At 32.9% G+C, this 18,750-nt stretch carries 12 protein-coding genes, 1 CRISPR repeat array and 1 riboswitch (1 of these 14 running past the window's edge); of the genes, 1 reads left to right on the top strand and 11 read right to left on the bottom strand.

The genetic code is table 11. The features are described 5' to 3' along the window. Positions 1–58: 58 nt before the first annotated feature. The 8 genes from ACREWB_RS08675 to ACREWB_RS08640 all read right to left on the bottom strand — a co-directional run bounded on the left by ACREWB_RS08675 (position 59) and on the right by ACREWB_RS08640 (position 11,183). Positions 59–280: an SRA domain-containing endonuclease gene (locus tag ACREWB_RS08675; RefSeq protein WP_431547059.1), complete on the bottom strand. Its 222-nt coding sequence runs from the start codon at positions 278–280 to the stop codon at positions 59–61. Then, entirely contained in the window at positions 273–1,544 is a 1,272-nt protein-coding gene (locus ACREWB_RS08670) for an McrC family protein (protein WP_431547058.1), read from the bottom strand. The genes ACREWB_RS08675 and ACREWB_RS08670 overlap by 8 nt, the downstream gene beginning before the upstream one ends. A gap of 4 nt (positions 1,545–1,548) precedes the next feature. Continuing rightward, positions 1,549–4,185 carry a DUF8426 domain-containing protein gene (locus ACREWB_RS08665; protein ID WP_431547057.1) on the bottom strand — a complete coding sequence of 879 codons (2,637 nt, stop codon included), beginning with the start codon at positions 4,183–4,185 and terminating at the stop codon, positions 1,549–1,551. An 11-nt stretch (positions 4,186–4,196) separates the two neighbouring features. Continuing rightward, the gene (locus ACREWB_RS08660; RefSeq protein WP_431547056.1) at positions 4,197–6,065 is read right to left on the bottom strand and encodes a DNA/RNA helicase domain-containing protein; all 1,869 of its coding nucleotides are present in this window, start codon (positions 6,063–6,065) and stop codon (positions 4,197–4,199) included. A 267-nt stretch (positions 6,066–6,332) separates the two neighbouring features. Beyond that, positions 6,333–6,433: riboswitch (purine riboswitch) on the bottom strand. 25 nt (positions 6,434–6,458) lie between these two features. Then, the gene (locus ACREWB_RS08655; protein WP_431547055.1) at positions 6,459–7,286 is read right to left on the bottom strand and encodes an FAD binding domain-containing protein; all 828 of its coding nucleotides are present in this window, start codon (positions 7,284–7,286) and stop codon (positions 6,459–6,461) included. Then, positions 7,280–7,753, bottom strand: coding sequence for a (2Fe-2S)-binding protein (locus ACREWB_RS08650; RefSeq protein ID WP_431547054.1), 474 nt, complete (start codon positions 7,751–7,753; stop codon positions 7,280–7,282). The genes ACREWB_RS08655 and ACREWB_RS08650 overlap by 7 nt, the downstream gene beginning before the upstream one ends. 54 nt (positions 7,754–7,807) lie before the next feature. Further along, positions 7,808–9,925, bottom strand: coding sequence for a xanthine dehydrogenase family protein molybdopterin-binding subunit (locus ACREWB_RS08645; RefSeq protein WP_431547053.1), 2,118 nt, complete (start codon positions 9,923–9,925; stop codon positions 7,808–7,810). Positions 9,926–10,256: 331 nt separating this feature from the next. Continuing rightward, positions 10,257–11,183 carry an NTP transferase domain-containing protein gene (locus ACREWB_RS08640; protein ID WP_431547052.1) on the bottom strand — a complete coding sequence of 309 codons (927 nt, stop codon included), beginning with the start codon at positions 11,181–11,183 and terminating at the stop codon, positions 10,257–10,259. 425 nt (positions 11,184–11,608) lie between these two features. Between ACREWB_RS08640 and ACREWB_RS08635 the strand changes: the two genes are divergently transcribed. Next, the gene (locus ACREWB_RS08635) at positions 11,609–11,974 is read left to right on the top strand and encodes a VOC family protein (protein ID WP_431547051.1); all 366 of its coding nucleotides are present in this window, start codon (positions 11,609–11,611) and stop codon (positions 11,972–11,974) included. A gap of 129 nt (positions 11,975–12,103) precedes the next feature. Here the strand turns inward: ACREWB_RS08635 and ACREWB_RS08630 are convergent, their stop codons facing one another. From ACREWB_RS08630 to ACREWB_RS08620, 3 genes are all read right to left on the bottom strand, one after another. Beyond that, a complete protein-coding gene (locus tag ACREWB_RS08630; protein ID WP_431547167.1) occupies positions 12,104–12,517 on the bottom strand; it encodes an acyl-CoA thioesterase in 414 nt (137 codons plus the stop codon). A gap of 34 nt (positions 12,518–12,551) precedes the next feature. Beyond that, positions 12,552–13,931, bottom strand: coding sequence for a D-serine ammonia-lyase (gene dsdA, locus ACREWB_RS08625; RefSeq protein WP_431547050.1), 1,380 nt, complete (start codon positions 13,929–13,931; stop codon positions 12,552–12,554). Between the two features lie 601 nt (positions 13,932–14,532). Next, positions 14,533–14,970 (bottom strand): hypothetical protein, encoded by a 438-nt coding sequence (locus tag ACREWB_RS08620; protein WP_431547049.1) that lies wholly within the window; start codon positions 14,968–14,970, stop codon positions 14,533–14,535. Positions 14,971–15,614: 644 nt separating this feature from the next. Then, positions 15,615–18,750: direct repeats of the CRISPR family, unit length 32 nt; unit sequence ATTTCAATCCACGCCCCCATATAGGGAGCGAC; it runs 1,353 nt beyond the window's last position.

The raw sequence follows: 18,750 nt of genomic DNA, 5'->3' as shown, positions 1-18,750 counted from the left end.
ATCTTTTGTCCATTTCAAACACTTCAAATAAATGTACATTTACACCATTAGCTCTTGATTAATTTAAAGTTTTATTTTGCATAAACTCTAAACTTTGATCACCATTCTGTCCCATTCCTGTATAGTGAAATATGTCACCATACCATCTATCGTCATAGATGGATTTAAAATGATTAGATACAAGTACTAATGCATTAGTTTTACGTGATCTTCTCATCCCACCTTGTCCACTACATCCAAAGGTATCCATAATATCATAATTTTCTTCACGTCTACTCAATATCTCTAATTATCTCATTTAAACATTTATTAGTTATTTCTTCTGATTCTAAATCAATAGTATAAGCCCTAATTTTCTTAGATTTATCATTATCTAAATACCAAGATTCAAGATACCTTTTATCTTTTCTTTCTACTTCTTCATTATGCGGATATAAAAGTATAACTGTTTTAACATTAGGATACCTTGTTAAATAGGCATACATTTGATAAATATCATCTCTTTTAACCCCATGTCTATTGTATCCACTAGATACTCGCTTCCACTTTGTATCTATTATTATACTCTCTACACCATCTTTCTCAATAACAATGTCTGGCAGTAATCTAAAGATACTGTTATTTGTATCTTCATTAACTAATAACTTATATTTTGAATGTTGGACATGAACTATTGAATCTTCTAAATTCATAGATAATAACTTTGTTATATATTTTTCAAATACATCATTCATCTTAAACAAAATAGAATATGTTTTTTCGCCTCCAACACTGGCAAGAGATGAGTGTCCCATAATTATCATCTTAGCTAATATAAATACTTGTTCAAATCTACTGTTAAGTCTATTGAACGTATAGTTTACTATTTCATGATTACTCAGTTCTCTTTCTGTTACCTCTGCAAAATAAGCTTGTGCATGCCTTAACAATTTTATTGTCTCTGGATTTTTTATATATGTAATTAATATCCTTACACAATAACTTAATATCTGATTTAACACGTTATCCATTGAGAAATCTTCATATCTACAAAATGCTTTTGGAGTACAAGCAGCTAAATTTTTAATATGTTGTTGTACTAAAAGACTACCTTTTAACACATCACTATTTTCCTCAACATAAACATATTCCTGGTAAGGTCCCTTAGTTAACTCCCTTTGTAGCTTTTGCGCAAATAAAAATGACAATATCTCATTTAAATTCATCTTATAAATATTAAGAGAGCTTATATCTGAATATTTAACACTTAGTATTCCACACCTTGAAAGCATGTTTAGCAATGCTTTTCTACTCATTTCAGGATCATTTTTATTAATACTTATTTTAGGCAGTATTTCAATATCTACTGTAGATAACTTTATATATCCAACGTAATTTATAAAAGTTACTGTGTCTCTTCCCCAAATTACATTTTCCCTATCTAATTTTTCAAAAACTACATATTTATTTAGTTCATCTGCTTCCTTTTGAGTAATAGTTTTTTCTCCTATAGTATCAGAAATAACAAGATTGTCATAACACTCTTGAATTGTTATATGTCTCATGACACTATTCCTCATTATCTTCATATATGTTTAAAAAGGCTTCTTTACTTGGATTTTTAACTATTGAATAACTATATTGCTCTTGATAACTCTCTACTTTCATACCACTAAATAACTTTTTAACATCAATTTTTTCTCTTGAGATAAAGTAATTAGTATTATCAACATTTCCCACTCCACCAAGAACAAGCATAGTTTTTTCCCAATCTCCATAGAAGTACTCTTGAATTAAAGGAATTACTGCATTCTTCATTATTGAAACTAATTTATCAAAATGAAGATTTTCCTTTATAAAATAAGCATGGCCTATAGTATGCTCTCTATCAAATAAATACTCAATTCTAGCATTTATTGTTTTCAAGAACTCTCTAAGATTAATACCATCAACATCTTCAGGTAATACAGATTCATTTGGCATATATTCAAAGAATTCAAATCTTCTTCTTAAAGCAGTATCTAATAAAGCTATGGATCTATCTGCGGTGTTCATAGTTCCTACTATATAAAGATTATTTGGAACTCCAAATTTTTCATTAGAATATGGTAATGTAACCTTTAATGTATTTTTTTCACCAAGTCTCTTATCCTCTTCAATTAAAGTTATAAGTTCACCAAATATCTTAGAAATATTTCCTCTATTAATTTCATCAATAATAAGTACATAGTTATTATTTTTTGGTATTTCAACTGAATCGCTACTTATTAAACTTCTTATTCCATCCATATTTAAGTCAACCTTATAAAACATATAGATGCTTTGTTGTGAAAATTGCTTTCCCAAAAGTATCTTATTAACATCAATAGAATCTCCAACATATAGCCATTCTACATCTCTAAAATGCTTATAGGATATTTCACTCTGATCTTCATATCTATAGTCTCCAGTAATTCTTCCAATTGCTTTAGCCATTTTATTTCCATCTGATATAACTACAATATCATCTTTTTTCATCCACACTTTAAATCTTTTTACAGCTTCAAGTTCAAATTTATTAATCTCAGCATCCGGATAAGTGCTTAAATATATATCTTTAATTTCCTCTATAGATTCGCAATTTTTATAGTCTATATCACTACCCCACCCAAGAGCAACACAACTATTATCTATGCAATATCTATAAATATCATCAGTTCCTTTCTCACCTAAAGACATTTTAAAGAAATCAATTTTGTTTTCATCAAAATCATATTTAGATCTACGAACTTTGTACTTATTTAAAGCTCTGTCACAAATTTGTTTAAATATACCATCCTTTGGTACAAAGCCATTTCCTGCTTCATTACTACGTAACCCTTCAACAAAATCCTCATACCCATAAGATTGATGAAATGTGCAAAAGGATATCTGTCCATCATCTAATAACTGATTAAATACCTTTACAGCTTCATCTCTTTTAAGTGGATTCAATATTAAATCACTATACTTTACCTTATCTATAATCTCTAATGCTCTATAAATAGCATTATAAGTTTTACCTGTTCCAGGAGGTCCATATAATATTTGATTCTTACTTAACACTTTAGAATTATCTATTGAATTAACCATAACGTCCTCATCATCTCCTACTGCAATATCATAATACTTTTCAAGCTCTTTAACACTGTTTTCAAAGAAGTTTCCTATTTCCTCAGCACTCATATCTTTTAAAGCATCATACTTCAAAGTCTTTCCTATTGTAACCTTAGTTTCTTTTCTACTTTTTACATCTTTAACCCATTTTTTCTTATTATCTTTGCTTAATTCACCTAATTCTAAAGTATTATTTCTAGAACCGAAATACTCAAAATTAGTGTTATCTACATCTAATATGTCTAAGTATCTAAAATGTCTTCCATAATCTTTTTCTTCACTTTTGTTATCTCTAATTTCAAGATGAACTATGAATTTAAGTTCATCTTGAAATTCAGCAACTAATGAAATACTAGTAGATAGCTTAGTCTTATCTTTCTTTTTAAGTTCAATCCAAAAATAGCTCCTAACCTTTGTATTACTACCATCTAACCAAGTTGATGCATTGCCATCATAAGTAAGATTGTACTTTGAAAATGTATCTCCTATAATCTTAAATTTCTTTACGGCCTCTTGTGCATCAGACTTTAGTTTTGTGCATCTTTCTATTTCTTTATTATCTTGTATTTTGTCTAAGCTAGTATAACTCTCTCCTGAATGATCTCTTATAAACTCAAGTATCCCCACATAATCTTCTTTCTTCAAGGCCTGAGCTTCTATCACATTTTTCATGAAAAGTGTGTACTCATTATCTATAAAATCTATTAATTCATCTATTGTTTTTTCTCCATTAAAAGTATTGAATAAGAAATCTGTTTTTAATTCATCCGGCCTTTCTTTAACGCCATGTATTTCCCCTTTATATACTAGCCTTACATATGAACCAGGTTTTCTTTTTATAAAATATTTATGTGACGACTTATCATTTTCTGCATCTGAGTGAAATGATATTCTAGCAGCTTCAATTTTTTTAGTACACATTTCATTAGCTTTCTTTAAAATTTTAGCTTGCTTAAAATATAGATCATCCTCCACTATTTCTTTAAATTTTAATTTACTCATATATTCATCATAAGTTATTAATAGCGCAGCAACCCATAATGCATGATCTGCTTTTTCAAATTTGTACACTCATAATCCCCCTATATTTCGTCTATACCTAATTCTTTAAAATACTCATAGGTTTCGTTAAATCCATTACTACTCGGAATAAATAAAATCATTCCTTTTCTAGCTCTAGATAGTAAAACTCTATATGTGTTTTCTATAATTTTATTATAATCTTCATAGATGCCCTTATTATCGTTTTCCATTGCCTTTGTTAAATACCATTCATTATTCTTAATGTAGTAATCTCCACCAAAAATAACTATTGGCAAATCAATTTCAAGCCCTTGGCATAAGAATTCTGATGCTGCAAGGCTTAACTTTGTAGAATCTTGCATAAACCATTTACCGGCATCAGTCTGTTTTATATAACTGCCTTTGAAATAGCCATTAGTTAGTATCGTAATGTTTTTCTCAGTTCTTCTACACTTTGAAGATATAAGTAATCCATATTTACTTTTTGGATATTCTATAGCAAAACTTTCTGCAAATTCTTTGGCCTTTTGCATCTCTCTTGTAAGTCTTAAAATTAAGCCTTTCTCTTGCATATCTTTTAAATATTCTTTGCACTCTTTTGTTTCAAGCTTTAACAAGGATTCAATCCATTTAGAGGTATCAATAAAATTACTCCTTATTGATGTGTCAAGAAATAAATCATTATCGATATTGTCCCTAATTAAAAAATTGAATTCCTCTTCATATTTGGATGGTATATAGACCTCCCAATCATTATATTCTTTAAGAGCTTCTTCCCATAGGACTAACCCCTTTTCTTCACCTTTATAAATAGATTGGCCATCTCCTATGAAGCAAACTATAGTTACATACCCTTTATCTTTATAAATCTTCTCACCAATTTGAAGTAGCCCCTCTGGTTCTGATAAATTCTTTTTCATCTGCTTTTTATCCCAAGCCCTTTGAGCTTCATCAAATAATAAAACAGTATTATCTGGGACCTTAGAGTTATTAAGATATTCCTTTTTATATTCAAGCATTCCTTTAATATAGGCTTTCCCTTCTAACACATTTAAATCACCCGTTGATAATTGTTCTTTTAAAACGCTAACAAGAGGACCATTCCCTGATAAATACACAGCTCCAAAAGGCACATTTTCCTTTTCAAACTTCTTTTTGTTATAATCATATAATGTTTGCAATGCAACTAAAGTCTTTCCTGAGCCTGGCACACCACTAACAAAAATAATTCTTTTCTTTTTATCTGTCTTTTCATTTTCACCAATTAATTTAGCTACCTTTTTAACAGTAACATCAATATCACCTTGTGCTATATTTTTAATATAAGGTAATTCACCATGGAAAAATAACTGATTAGTAGCTTCAATAATACTTGGAATAGGTTCATATTTAGAATTAACCCACTCATTTACCTGCGCTTCATCTAAATAATCATAATCTTCATCAAAAACCTCTTCAATGAAGTTTTTACTATTTAATACTTTTACACCTCTGTGTACTTTTGTTTCATGCTGTAATTTAGTAACAACAAGGAATGTTTCTACCTCCATATCATATTTACTAGTAGCATAATGAAAATGCTTTATATCCTCTCTATATCCAATAGCTTGTTCAATATCTTTAAGTTCAACTTTATCCTTTTGTTTAAACTCTAAAATAATAACCTTCTCTTTAAATAACAAAATAACATCTGGTCTTCTATATTTTTCAAGGGGTAGCATATATTCAAATATCATGTAGGCATCATTAAACTCGCCTTGTAATTTAAATAATTGCTCCTGCAGAAAATAATAACAATCTTCCCATGCACTAATTTGTAGTTCTCCTAAAGGTAATTCGTAGCTTACTATGTAGTTTGTTAAATGTTCTATAAAACTTAACTTGTCTATTCTTAAAAATTTATCTAATGAAATTATAAATGGACTCATAAAATTCTCCTTTTAGTTGCTAGCTATATTCTACCATAATTGTATAATATCTAAACAAAAAAGCAATGGACATTATCTTTGAATATCAATTTCAACCCAAAAGCAACGCCAGAAGGCCACCTACAACAAATTTATTTTTCATGATAAACACCTAATTTTGAGAATTTAATAATAATATTTTTAGCCTCTAAAGCTGACTTTTAAAAATGCATAAAAAAACAGATTGCTAGGTTAAATGACTATAGAATAATTATAGCTAGATTTAGCATAGCTTCAAATTATTCTTGTAGTCAGATGATTTACAGCAATCTGGTATATACTATTAGAACATGTTTCTAATATATATAAAATAATACTTAATTGTTATCTTTATTTTACAACTTTACACATTAATTAGATACCATTTTCACTTAAAAAATCTTTTAATAGATTAATACATACAGTTTTCCTATATTCTTTTGAAACTCTTCCAGTGCTTGGATTTATTGCATTATCGTATAAATCTAGGTATTTATCTTTTAAACCCTTAGCTTCACTAATAGTTTTTCCTATAAAAATCTCATCAATTTCTGGATGTCTAACTATGGTAGGTTCTATTGCCCCAAATGCAGTTGCTACATGAGTAATCACTCCATGTTCCTCATGCAAAAGTGCTGCAAATCCCACTCTAGTAATTGCTAGTGCCTTTCTAGCTCCTATTTTCTTATAATAATAATTTTCAAGATATTTTTTAGGAATTAAAACTTCAACTATGAGTTCCCCTTCTCTTAAGTCAAGCTGTTTTCTTTGTTTATAAAAATCTTTAATATATATTGTTCTATCAGAACTAGCACTTTTTAGTCTAATTAGTGAGTCCGTAACGAATAATACCAAAGCTGAATCAGCCTTTGCAGATCCATTCCCTATATTCCCACCAATAGTTCCGAAATTTCTTACAGCCGGGCCTGCAAGCTGTGACATTGCTTCCTTTAAAATTTGAGGGGAAGCTTCTGATTCCTCTATTTCAGTAAAAGTACACTGTGCCCCAATTCTTATATAATTAGAATCTTCCCTTATTATCTTAAGCTCAGATATCTTATTCAAAAACAGATAGCTTTCACCTTCCTCCACTTCAAGCATAAGGTCAGTTCCTCCACTGTAAGGCTTAACCTTTTCATCTCTCATTACTAAAAGTGCCTCGTCTAATGTTGCTGGCACGTATCCATTATTTAATTTTACCATAATCCTTCACCTTCTTTTGCTGCGATTCCTATAGCTTTAACTATTGAATTGTATCCTGTGCAACGGCATAAATTTCCGGATATTCCACGTCTTATATCTTCTTCCGTTGGATGTGGAGTCACTGCGAGTATGCACTCTGTTGCAAGTACCATCCCTGGTATACAAAATCCACATTGTACTGCTGAAACATCGCCGTAAGCTTTATCAATAACCTTAAACCTTTCAGTATTACTAAAGCCCTCTATGGTCATAACATCACTTCCATGAATACTTCCCATTGCTATCATACATGAATTAGCAAGTCTTCCATCGATGATAACAGAGCAAGCTCCACATTCACCCTCCTTGCAACCACACTTTACTCCAGTAAGTTTATAGGTTTCTCTGAGTATATCTAAGAGCCTGTCTGATGCACTACCCTCATATTGAACATTTTCACCATTAAGTTTGAACTCAATATATTTCATAAGTATACCTTCCTCTCTATTTTAATATGGTTTTCCACATGTAATTACTTATATCTAGTCCTCTTTTGAGGATATTGCTCTTAGTGTATCTTCTACTGTAAATGGAATATGCTGAACCTTCTTACCTAAAATCTGTTCTACAGCCTCTATATATGCTGCAGCGGTTCCTACATTTGGAAGTTCTCCTGCACACTTAGCTCCATAAGGTCCATATGCATACTCATTAACGTGCATCTGAACCTTAATAACTGGAACATCCATAGCAGTTGGTATGATATAATCACTCAAGCTGTTATTTCTAATAAGGCCTTTATTATCATGATCCATAAATTCCATGGATGAATAACCAATGCCCTGAAGCATTCCACCCTCCATTTGACCTACTACAATATTCATGTCAATAGGAGTTCCTACATCAAAAGACCCATATGCCCCTATAACATTGTGCTGTCCTGTTAACATATCAATTTCAAGCTCTACAGCCTGAACTGACCAAGCATAGGTTGGATAAGCATCTCCATGGAATTTATCAAGTGAGAATGGTATAATATACTCTGGTTGCTTGTAGCGCTCCTCAATGATTTGCTCTTCTCCATCCTTCCATTCATCCTTAAGGCGAACTGTGGCACGACGGATAAGCTCTCCAACTATCATAAGTGATCTCGATGCAACAGTTGGGCCAGAGTCTGGAACTTTATCAGTATCTGGGTCACGTACTATTATTTGTTCATATGGAATTCCCAGCTCCTTACCTGCTATTTTTGAAAAAGTTGTGTGTAGCCCTTGACCCATATCGGTATTTGAAGTAAGTATTTCCACAGTACCGTCTTTATATTTTTTAACTTTTAGTACTGCTTTTATTAAGTCTCTTTCTCCTGAGCCTGTGAATCCTGCTCCATGGAATGCAAGTTGCATACCTATTCCACGTCGTAATCTTCCAGTTTGTGGTTTGTCATAAAGCTCTTTTTTCATCTTGTAATCACAAAGAGTATCCACTTCTTTAATCATCTCATTAAGTGGAACGTGGAAGTGAAACTTTCCATTAGTTGAGGTATTATCTCCTTGCTTTGCAATATGTTCTTGTTTAAATTCTAAACTATTTCTTCCTTCACCTTTTGCTACGTGACTCATAAAAAGATCCATGTCAAAGAATACCTGTGGTGCTCCAAATCCTCTGTAAGCTCCTTTAGGAACTGTGTTTGTTTTGTTAGCGCTGCCGTGAACTCTTAGATTTTCTATATTGTAAACTCCAGTAGCACAGATTGTTCCACGCTGAAGTACTACTGCTGAAAGTGTTGAATATGCACCTGCATCATATATAATATCGATATCCATGGCTGTAATTTTTCCATCTTTAACAGCTGCCCTATACCTTGCAGTCGACGGATGTCTCTTGCTAGTGGATGTAATATCTTCTCTTCTATCAAATATAACTCTTACTGGTTTTTTAGCTTTCATACTTGCTACAGCTACCTGACATGCAAGTATTGATGGATAATCTTCCTTTCCACCGAAAGCTCCACCTGTAACATCTCCCTTAATCTGAACCTTGTCCCTTTCAAGTCCCGTTGCAAGTTTCACTGCCCCATGAACATAATATGGACATTGCATAGATCCCCTAACTGTAATTTTACCATCATGATAATCTGCAATCATTCCATTAGTTTCAAGATACAATTGTTCACCATAACCTGTATTTAAAATTTCATCATACACTTTGTCAGCATTTTCAAAGCACCCATCCACATCGCCTTTTCCATGATTGTATTCAAAAAAAGCAACTTCTGATTTAGTCATATCTAGTACAACAGGAAGTTCCTCGTAATCCACAACTATTTTTGCTACAATTCCCTGTGTGATTTTTTCATCCGGTCCTACCACCATGAGAATTGGGTCTCCAATGTATTTCACAGTATCTATAGCAAATACTGGCATATCTTCTAACACTATATGAACCTTGTTTTCACCAAGAACATCATCCTTGTTAACTATCATGTATCCATCCGGTAATTCTGGAATTGTAATGTTCTTTATTTTAGCATGAGCTACTGTTGATCTCAAAAACTTACCGTGAAGAATGCCATCTGTAGAAGCATCTGCTACATACTCGGCCACACCTAATATCTTTTTTGAATGATCTTTTTTACGAACTGAATTTCCTATATTATTCATAATATCCTCCTCGTATTTGCTACGTTTTCAAATGCATTTGCATGACTTCTTTTCTTAAATCTCTTTTTGATCGAAGATTATAAAATGATGCTTCTTAATTTCGAATAATAAAATTATATGCTATCATTATCATGTGTTTCTTAGCTCAATTATATGATATCGTTTTCCAAATTTCAAATACTTCTTAAAAAACACTTGAAAAAGCACTTCTATAAATAGGAGAATTTCCTTCTGTAATATCATTAAATCTTTATCTGCGAAGCTAATCATCGCCGCTAGTGCAGCAATATAAAAAAATGCAAATCACAAGATTTACATTTTTTACATCATACTATTTATCATTGGGTGTTTTGTCTTCAAAATACTTTTTAAATTGCTCCCAAGTATACTTGGTTACCGCACTGTAGAACTTATCATAATTCTCCATAAATTCTCTACCCTCATGGCTAAGTCGTGTTCTCCCTTCTTTTGCGCCTCCTCGTCTTCTTAAAACTATTTCATACCCAAGGTTTTTTTCAAGTTCATTAATCATATCCCAAGCTTTACTTAAGGATAAAGACATCCTTTTACAAGCGCCATTAACAGATTCATTGTCATCTATAAGCTCAAGAAGAAGTCTTAATCTAGAATCAAGAAAAACCTTCTCTTTCCTTATATTTATAATTAAATCAGGCTGAAACAAACTATCATTGTGCGAAGGTATGAGTCCTTGAAGTTCATCCTCATCGTTAATTGAGCATGTAACTCCTTTATCATTCACATTGAGCCAAGTTATATCTTCGCCCAAGGAATTAATAGCCCCCTTAAGTCCATTCTCACCATCATAGGAAAGAATATAAGGAATATGTAAACTATCGATAAGTAAAGGATGCCCCCCATGCATATTATATGATGGAATAACAATATCACCCTTTGTTTCAATCATTTTTATCACTGTCTTATAATTAAACATAGGCACATTTACAGGTGTTAATAAAACTCTGTTACATTTACCTAGAAGATATTTAAGTCCAATCTTGAAGGAATCGATAAGTGGAGGATTCTCATAATCATTGTTTATAATAAAAATAGCATCTTCTCGTGCAAGATCTGACTTTATTTCTGGTTCTTCAAAACCTGTAATTACCACAATAGGCCATATACCAGCTTTTTTATATGTAAGTACTATTCTTTGAATTAAAGAAATTGAACCAACCTTTTTCATTGGATAAGCTACAGATTTGTTGGCAGCAGCAATTATTCCTCCAACTTCCCTCATGGTATCACCTCATTAAAATATTCTTGATATCTTATTATATTCTATACTATTAACAGTAAAAATCAAACTGACAATGCTCCCGATATCTGGGCGCAGCATTACAACCAATTATTGGTAGAGAAGTTAAGGCTGTAGAGTCTGCTGTGTATTGTAATGCATATTATACCATAAGGTAGCCTCAAAGCAATGGAATAATTATATCAATATTGACAATGGTTGTAAAACTATATATACTATTATTGTATACTTTAGGCATCTCCTTATGCATTTTAGGGAAGTGTCTTTTGTGTTATTTGATATAATTTCATTATAGGTATTATAAATTAGATGACAACTTAAACTTTTGATAATATTTTATAATCCTAACTTGACTACAAGTTTATGCAATTAACTAAACTAAATAATTTATAAGGAGGAATAAAATCATGAAATTTTGTTGGAGCACGTTAAAAGTTAAAAATTTAGAGGAAAGTTTAAAGTTTTACACCGATATAGTTGGGCTTAGTGCAGGTAGAAGATTCAATGCAGGGCCAGAAAAAGAAATTGCTTTCTTGGGAGAGGGTGAAACAAAAATTGAACTAGTATGTGATAAAATATCTAAGGAAGTAAGCTTTGGGCAAGACATTTCACTTGGATTTGAGGTAAATTCAGTGGACGAAATGATAGCTTTTGTTAAGGCGGAAGGTATAGATATTCAAGATGGTCCATTTCAACCTAATCCACACACCAAATTTTTCTACATATTAGATCCAAATGGATTAAAAATTCAGTTTGTAGAAAATATTCTATAACATAAAAAGTATAAAACAAAAGTCACTATAAGGATACCATTTGGTATCCTTATTTTTATTAGTCACCTCTCAAATACCCCTAGGTTTTTAATATTCATGTAAAAAAAAGCTAATAAAATACCTGAAATTTTATACCAATAATTTCAACTTTTCGAATGTATCGGGATGCTTTTTTTTCAAATTAACTATCTTAAAATCATTATCAACGAAGGCATGTTTTGTACTCCCTTTAGTAATTTCTATACCATCTTTTTCCCTAACAACTAAATAATTAAAGATTACCTTTACTGGAGTTAATTCTTCTATCCATGTTTTAATTATTAATTTATCGTCATATCTTGCCCCTTGAATATATTTACAGTTGCTTTCAAGCACCGGCATCATTATTCCAATTTTCTCCATATCCGAATAACTCATGCCAATTTTCTTTATAAATTCTGTTCTGCCAACTTCAAAGTACACTAGATAGTTAGAGTGATAAACTATACTCATCTTATCCGTTTCCGCATACCGAACAACTAGTGTATTTTCACTTATATACATTTTAAAACCTTCTTCCATAATGTTATTTAAGCAACTATATCACAGCGTTATAATTTTTTAAAGCTTCTAATCCTAGCCTATAATATTCATCCATAGATTCTTTTGGTACAAGGCTTCCACCTGTAGCCCAAATTATATGTACTGCATTTGACATTTTATTAGTTAAATTATTTTTCTTTAGGTATTCTAAATTAGCTTCATTTTTAAACAGCTCTACAATTCCAGGAAACCCAGCACAAGCTGAAGGTTCCAAATAAATTTTTTCAGTATCAGCTAAAGTACATAATAGGGCGTGTATTTTTTCATCCTGAACTGTATAAATACCACTCAATAATTCTTTTAAAGTGTTTCCCACAAAACCAGAAGCTCTTCCGACCGCTAATCCATCAGCTGCAGTAACATTATCGATTCCAAAATCTTGAACACATACTTCTTCATTTTTTTCTGTCATCATACCTAAAAGCATACATGGAGAATGAGTTGGTTCCGCAAAAAAGCAATGGACATTATCTTTGAATATCAGTTTCAATCCAAAAGCAACTCCACCAGGACCACCGCCAACCCCGCATGGTAGATATATAAACATTGGGTTAGCTGAATTAATTACTATATTCATATCCTCTAATTGTTTTTTAAGTCTTGCTGCAGCAACACTATAACCCAAAAATAAATTTTCGGAATTTTCGTCATCTACAAAATAACTCCTTGGATCTTCATCAGATAATTTTCTACCTTCTTTTACTGCTTCACTATAATCTGAAGCATATTCAACAACAGTAACACCCTTACTTCTTAAAAGATTTTTCTTCCACTGTTTTGCATCTGAAGACATATGAACTATTACTTTATACCCTATTTTCGCACCCATTATACCAATACTTAATCCTAGGTTTCCTGTAGAACCTACTTGAATAGTATACTTATTGAAGAATGTTCTGTATTCATCCTGTGCTAATTTTGAATAATCATCTACTAGTGTTATTAAATTATTTTCCAAAGCAATGTCCTCAGTATGTTTTAATACTTCATATATTCCACCTCTAGCTTTAATTGAACCTGCGACTGCAAGATGACTATCCATTTTTAAAATTAGATCACCTGGTATTTGTTGATCAAATAATTTTGAAATTGCTGCCTGCATATTGGGAATTCTTATTATAGGAGATTCTATTATGCCATTCTTTTCTTTTGTTTCTGGGAAATGCTTCATTATAAAGGAGGAAAAACGATTTAATCTTTCTTCAGCGTCTTTCGCATCATCTTCTGTTAAATTAATATTTTTTAATGCTTCATCAAAAATATTATATTTAGGATTTACCCAAAATACTTCTTCATAATTCACTATATTATTTATTAATGGGAATCTTGAAGTCCATTCCTGTATAGTATTACCTGCAACAAGTTTATTTTTCATAATAAACACCTCATTTTGAGAATTTAATAACATATATTTTTTAGCCTCTAAAACTCACTCTAAATCATATATGTTATTTAATACGTTATCTAACGCTTATAGTCCTTACTATAGTTAAGGTAGCACTCGCATCATATGTTCCATCTTCGCATAGCTACCCGCTTAATTCCCATATGCTGAATGGATGATGCGATTATAATAAATGAATAGAATGAAGTGGAGTTGTACAAATTCAGGTAAAAAAAGAATAAAATTATAAAGTTTTACACCGAGATAGTTGGGCTTAGTGTAGATAGAAGATTCATTGCAGGTCCAGAAAAAGAAATTGCTTTCTTAGGAGAGTGTGAAACAAAATTGAACTGGTCTGTGACGAAATGTCTAAAGAAGTAACCTTTGGACCTAACCCAAGAAGAAACTGCAAACAGTTTCTTCTTGCTTAACTAAAATAGGCAGTCTCGCAAACATTTCCGGATTATATATACTAAGTGTGAGAAAAACGTGTGATATGAACATATTGCACACCTGTGCAATCACAAAAAATTAGCACATATCCATATTACAGCATACCTTGTACTATTAATAGAACAGACTCATTCTATTTTTAATTTAATAACTTTTCTAGCAAATCTGTATTATATGTGGTCTTTAATATTTTATAATCAGTATAAATACTTCTGTTAACGTGAATGTAATTATCACCTTTAACTGTTAAATTAATAATATTATTGCCGTTAACTTTCACGCCTATAAAATATTGAGTAACGTCATCACTCCCTTTTTTAATAAAAGCCCTTCTTAATTTATAAGTTTTCAAATCATCGATAAATTTGATACATTCTAGTCTATTAGTTATTTCTTTTTGTTTAACTATTTCACCCAAAAATGTATTCCTTTTTAAAATCACCACTTTTAATGAGTCGGAGGAACTAATAGAACTAAAATTTACTAACTTATTTATGTTTAGTTCTCTAAAATGATATAAAAAAAATATAACAATTAGTATACATAAAAATATTTTAAGCCTTTTTCTATTTTCCAAAAAGATTCTCCCTCCTTCTTTGTGCATCTTATATTTAATTTTCCATTGGTACATCTATAGTCTCAAATACTTAAACCACAATTAATAAAATATATTATATATTATAACATATCTTTAATTAATTGTAATAAATTTTTATTGTTTTTTAAACATCAAAAATCAATACTCAATTTCTTCTTGGTAATAGTTAATATAAAAGCTAGTCGGTCTTAACCTTTCTCTTGACGATAATCCAATTTATATCCCTCATAGTTAGTAAACAGAAATTGTCTACTGCGTTACCAATTTCTATAACGGTGTCGCACCTGCAACCCAATATATGAAATCACATGAATGATAAGCCTGTGAACTAGTCCAAAATGTAATATTAGATGTGAAATAAATATTTATAGCAAGAAGAAATTATTTGTTTGGAATTTAAATGCAAGAAAATTATAACTATATATGATTGAACCCGAAGTGTAGCATTACTGACAGTGAATGCGTCTTCACTTTTACTATGAGGGTGCTATGCAGTAATTAAGGTGGCACTAGCATCAGATGTTCCATCTTTACATAGCTATCCGCTTAGTTTCCATATACTGGTTAGAACGAAGCGGAAGCTATTTACTAGCTGCTAATTGCTACTCACCTTCTATCCGGTGATTTCAATCCACGCTCCCATATAGGGAGCGACCAATTTTAAAAAAATATAATACAATGGATAAAATATTTCAATCCACGCCCCCATATAGGGATCGACCGCATGAGCATAAAAGGTTAACATCCCCCCTTCTTATTTCAATCCACGCCCCCATATAGGGAGCGACAGCCCCGAGACGTTCAAACTCTTATCCCGTAGAAAATTTCAATCCACGCCCCCATATAGGGAGCGACATTGTAAGTGGTCAACTCAATATGAACAAAGTAATTTCAATCCACGCCCCCATATAGGGAGCGACGGTAGGGGCTTATGATTGTACCTTAAAACAAAGATTTCAATCCACGCCCCCATATAGGGAGCGACATCCATTACCATCAGAGATATTTTAATACCATTTTATTTCAATCCACGCCCCCATATAGGGAGCGACCAAAAGAGCTGAACAAACCAAACAATATGAAATAAATTTCAATCCACGCCCCCATATAGGGAGCGACTGCAATAGAAAACGGTGGAGCTACTAAGATAAATGATTTCAATCCACGCCCCCATATAGGGAGCGACTACAATGGTAAAATTGAATGAAATGGTAACGTTCATTTCAATCCACGCCCCCATATAGGGAGCGACATCGACAACAGATTTGAAGCGTATCATGTCGAGAATTTCAATCCACGCCCCCATATAGGGAGCGACCCTATATTCTTTTTTATATCAGGTTATTTATTCAAGATTTCAATCCACGCCCCCATATAGGGAGCGACTATGAAATTATATACAATGGCATTTAATGAAGAGATTTCAATCCACGCCCCCATATAGGGAGCGACAAGTCAAAACATGGTTCACTTCGCCAGTGGGCAATTTCAATCCACGCCCCCATATAGGGAGCGACAAATAAGCGAAGAACAGTATAGAGCATTACAAAGAATTTCAATCCACGCCCCCATATAGGGAGCGACAGGTGATAATTTTGATAAACTTGTATAACAGCAAAATTTCAATCCACGCCCCCATATAGGGAGCGACGACAAACTTATTGCATCTGCGGAAAGACAAAGAAAAATTTCAATCCACGCCCCCATATAGGGAGCGACTATAAATACAGATCAGCTATTACAAGCCAGGATGAATTTCAATCCACGCCCCCATATAGGGAGCGACATGGTATAGTTTTTTCAAATAACTCTATATCTTGATTTCAATCCACGCCCCCATATAGGGAGCGACCTTATGGAACAACTCTTTAAAGCCTATATTTAACGATTTCAATCCACGCCCCCATATAGGGAGCGACAACTTATAAAGTTATTGTATCGTTAATTTTTGAAATTTCAATCCACGCCCCCATATAGGGAGCGACATAACAGATACATGGAAAAAAGTATCTATAGAAATTTCAATCCACGCCCCCATATAGGGAGCGACTCAAAAGTTGTGTGGAATTTTACTTGAAGTCTTTAATTTCAATCCACGCCCCCATATAGGGAGCGACTTGAAATTATAAATGCAGAGGTTGTGAACACTACCGATTTCAATCCACGCCCCCATATAGGGAGCGACTTGTTATCATCTTCTACCGTTAATCTATTTTCTAAATTTCAATCCACGCCCCCATATAGGGAGCGACTGGCAGATATGGTACAAACGATTAAAGAGATACGAATTTCAATCCACGCCCCCATATAGGGAGCGACCACTTGGAGAACGATTATTTTTACCATGTACCTATTTCAATCCACGCCCCCATATAGGGAGCGACAACATTATAAAAAGGTTAAGTAATTCAAAGGAGGATTTCAATCCACGCCCCCATATAGGGAGCGACATGGCTATTATTTTATGTGCTTAAAAAACAGGGTATTTCAATCCACGCCCCCATATAGGGAGCGACTATTTTAAAACTAAAGCAGAAAATAAAGTAATGAAATTTCAATCCACGCCCCCATATAGGGAGCGACTTTAACAGTAGGTGCTGATTTAAGTAAACAATTAGCATTTCAATCCACGCCCCCATATAGGGAGCGACGCAGGACCACATAACAAGACATAAGTATATTGACAATTTCAATCCACGCCCCCATATAGGGAGCGACCTTTTGTCTGCATCATCAGAATCTACCATTATAATTTCAATCCACGCCCCCATATAGGGAGCGACTGCATATATATATGTTATAATTAAATAAAAAAAATTTCAATCCACGCCCCCATATAGGGAGCGACACCAGCAATCTTCATTTTTGCATTATGCCTAACCATTTCAATCCACGCCCCCATATAGGGAGCGACATTTTAAATGAATAACATTACTAATTTATTAGATGATTTCAATCCACGCCCCCATATAGGGAGCGACATTGCCCTATGGGTGGAATATTCCTGCTAATGGAATTTCAATCCACGCCCCCATATAGGGAGCGACATAAGGACTTCTGTTATCCATTGTCATACCCATAGATTTCAATCCACGCCCCCATATAGGGAGCGACAATTTCTCCTTAATTTACAGTATGGGTAATTTTTAATTTCAATCCACGCCCCCATATAGGGAGCGACAGTGGTTATGTCTAAAATGGCAACAACCACAAAATATTTCAATCCACGCCCCCATATAGGGAGCGACAAGCACTCTACACATACGCAGCTATAAAAAAGCGATTTCAATCCACGCCCCCATATAGGGAGCGACTAACGCTAGAACAACTCGAAGAACTTGAACTAAATATTTCAATCCACGCCCCCATATAGGGAGCGACTTGCGTACTTGGTTTAATCTTTCAACTCGTTAATATATTTCAATCCACGCCCCCATATAGGGAGCGACAGAATTATTTATTCATGCAATAGAAAAAAATAGAATTTCAATCCACGCCCCCATATAGGGAGCGACGAACAAATGTTTAACGAAACTATTGTAGCTTTACAATTTCAATCCACGCCCCCATATAGGGAGCGACGAAAGATATTTAAAAGGTATAAAATTATATGAAGATTTCAATCCACGCCCCCATATAGGGAGCGACGTTGAAGCAGTAACGATAGGTACAAAAGGAGTATAAATTTCAATCCACGCCCCCATATAGGGAGCGACCTATCTGTAAAAAGGATGGTAGGAGCATGACAAAAATTTCAAT

The organism is Clostridium sp., from assembly GCF_050717635.1.
GTDB lineage: Bacteria > Bacillota > Clostridia > Clostridiales > Clostridiaceae > Clostridium_AD.
This window is presented reverse-complemented; position numbering and strand designations above follow the sequence as displayed.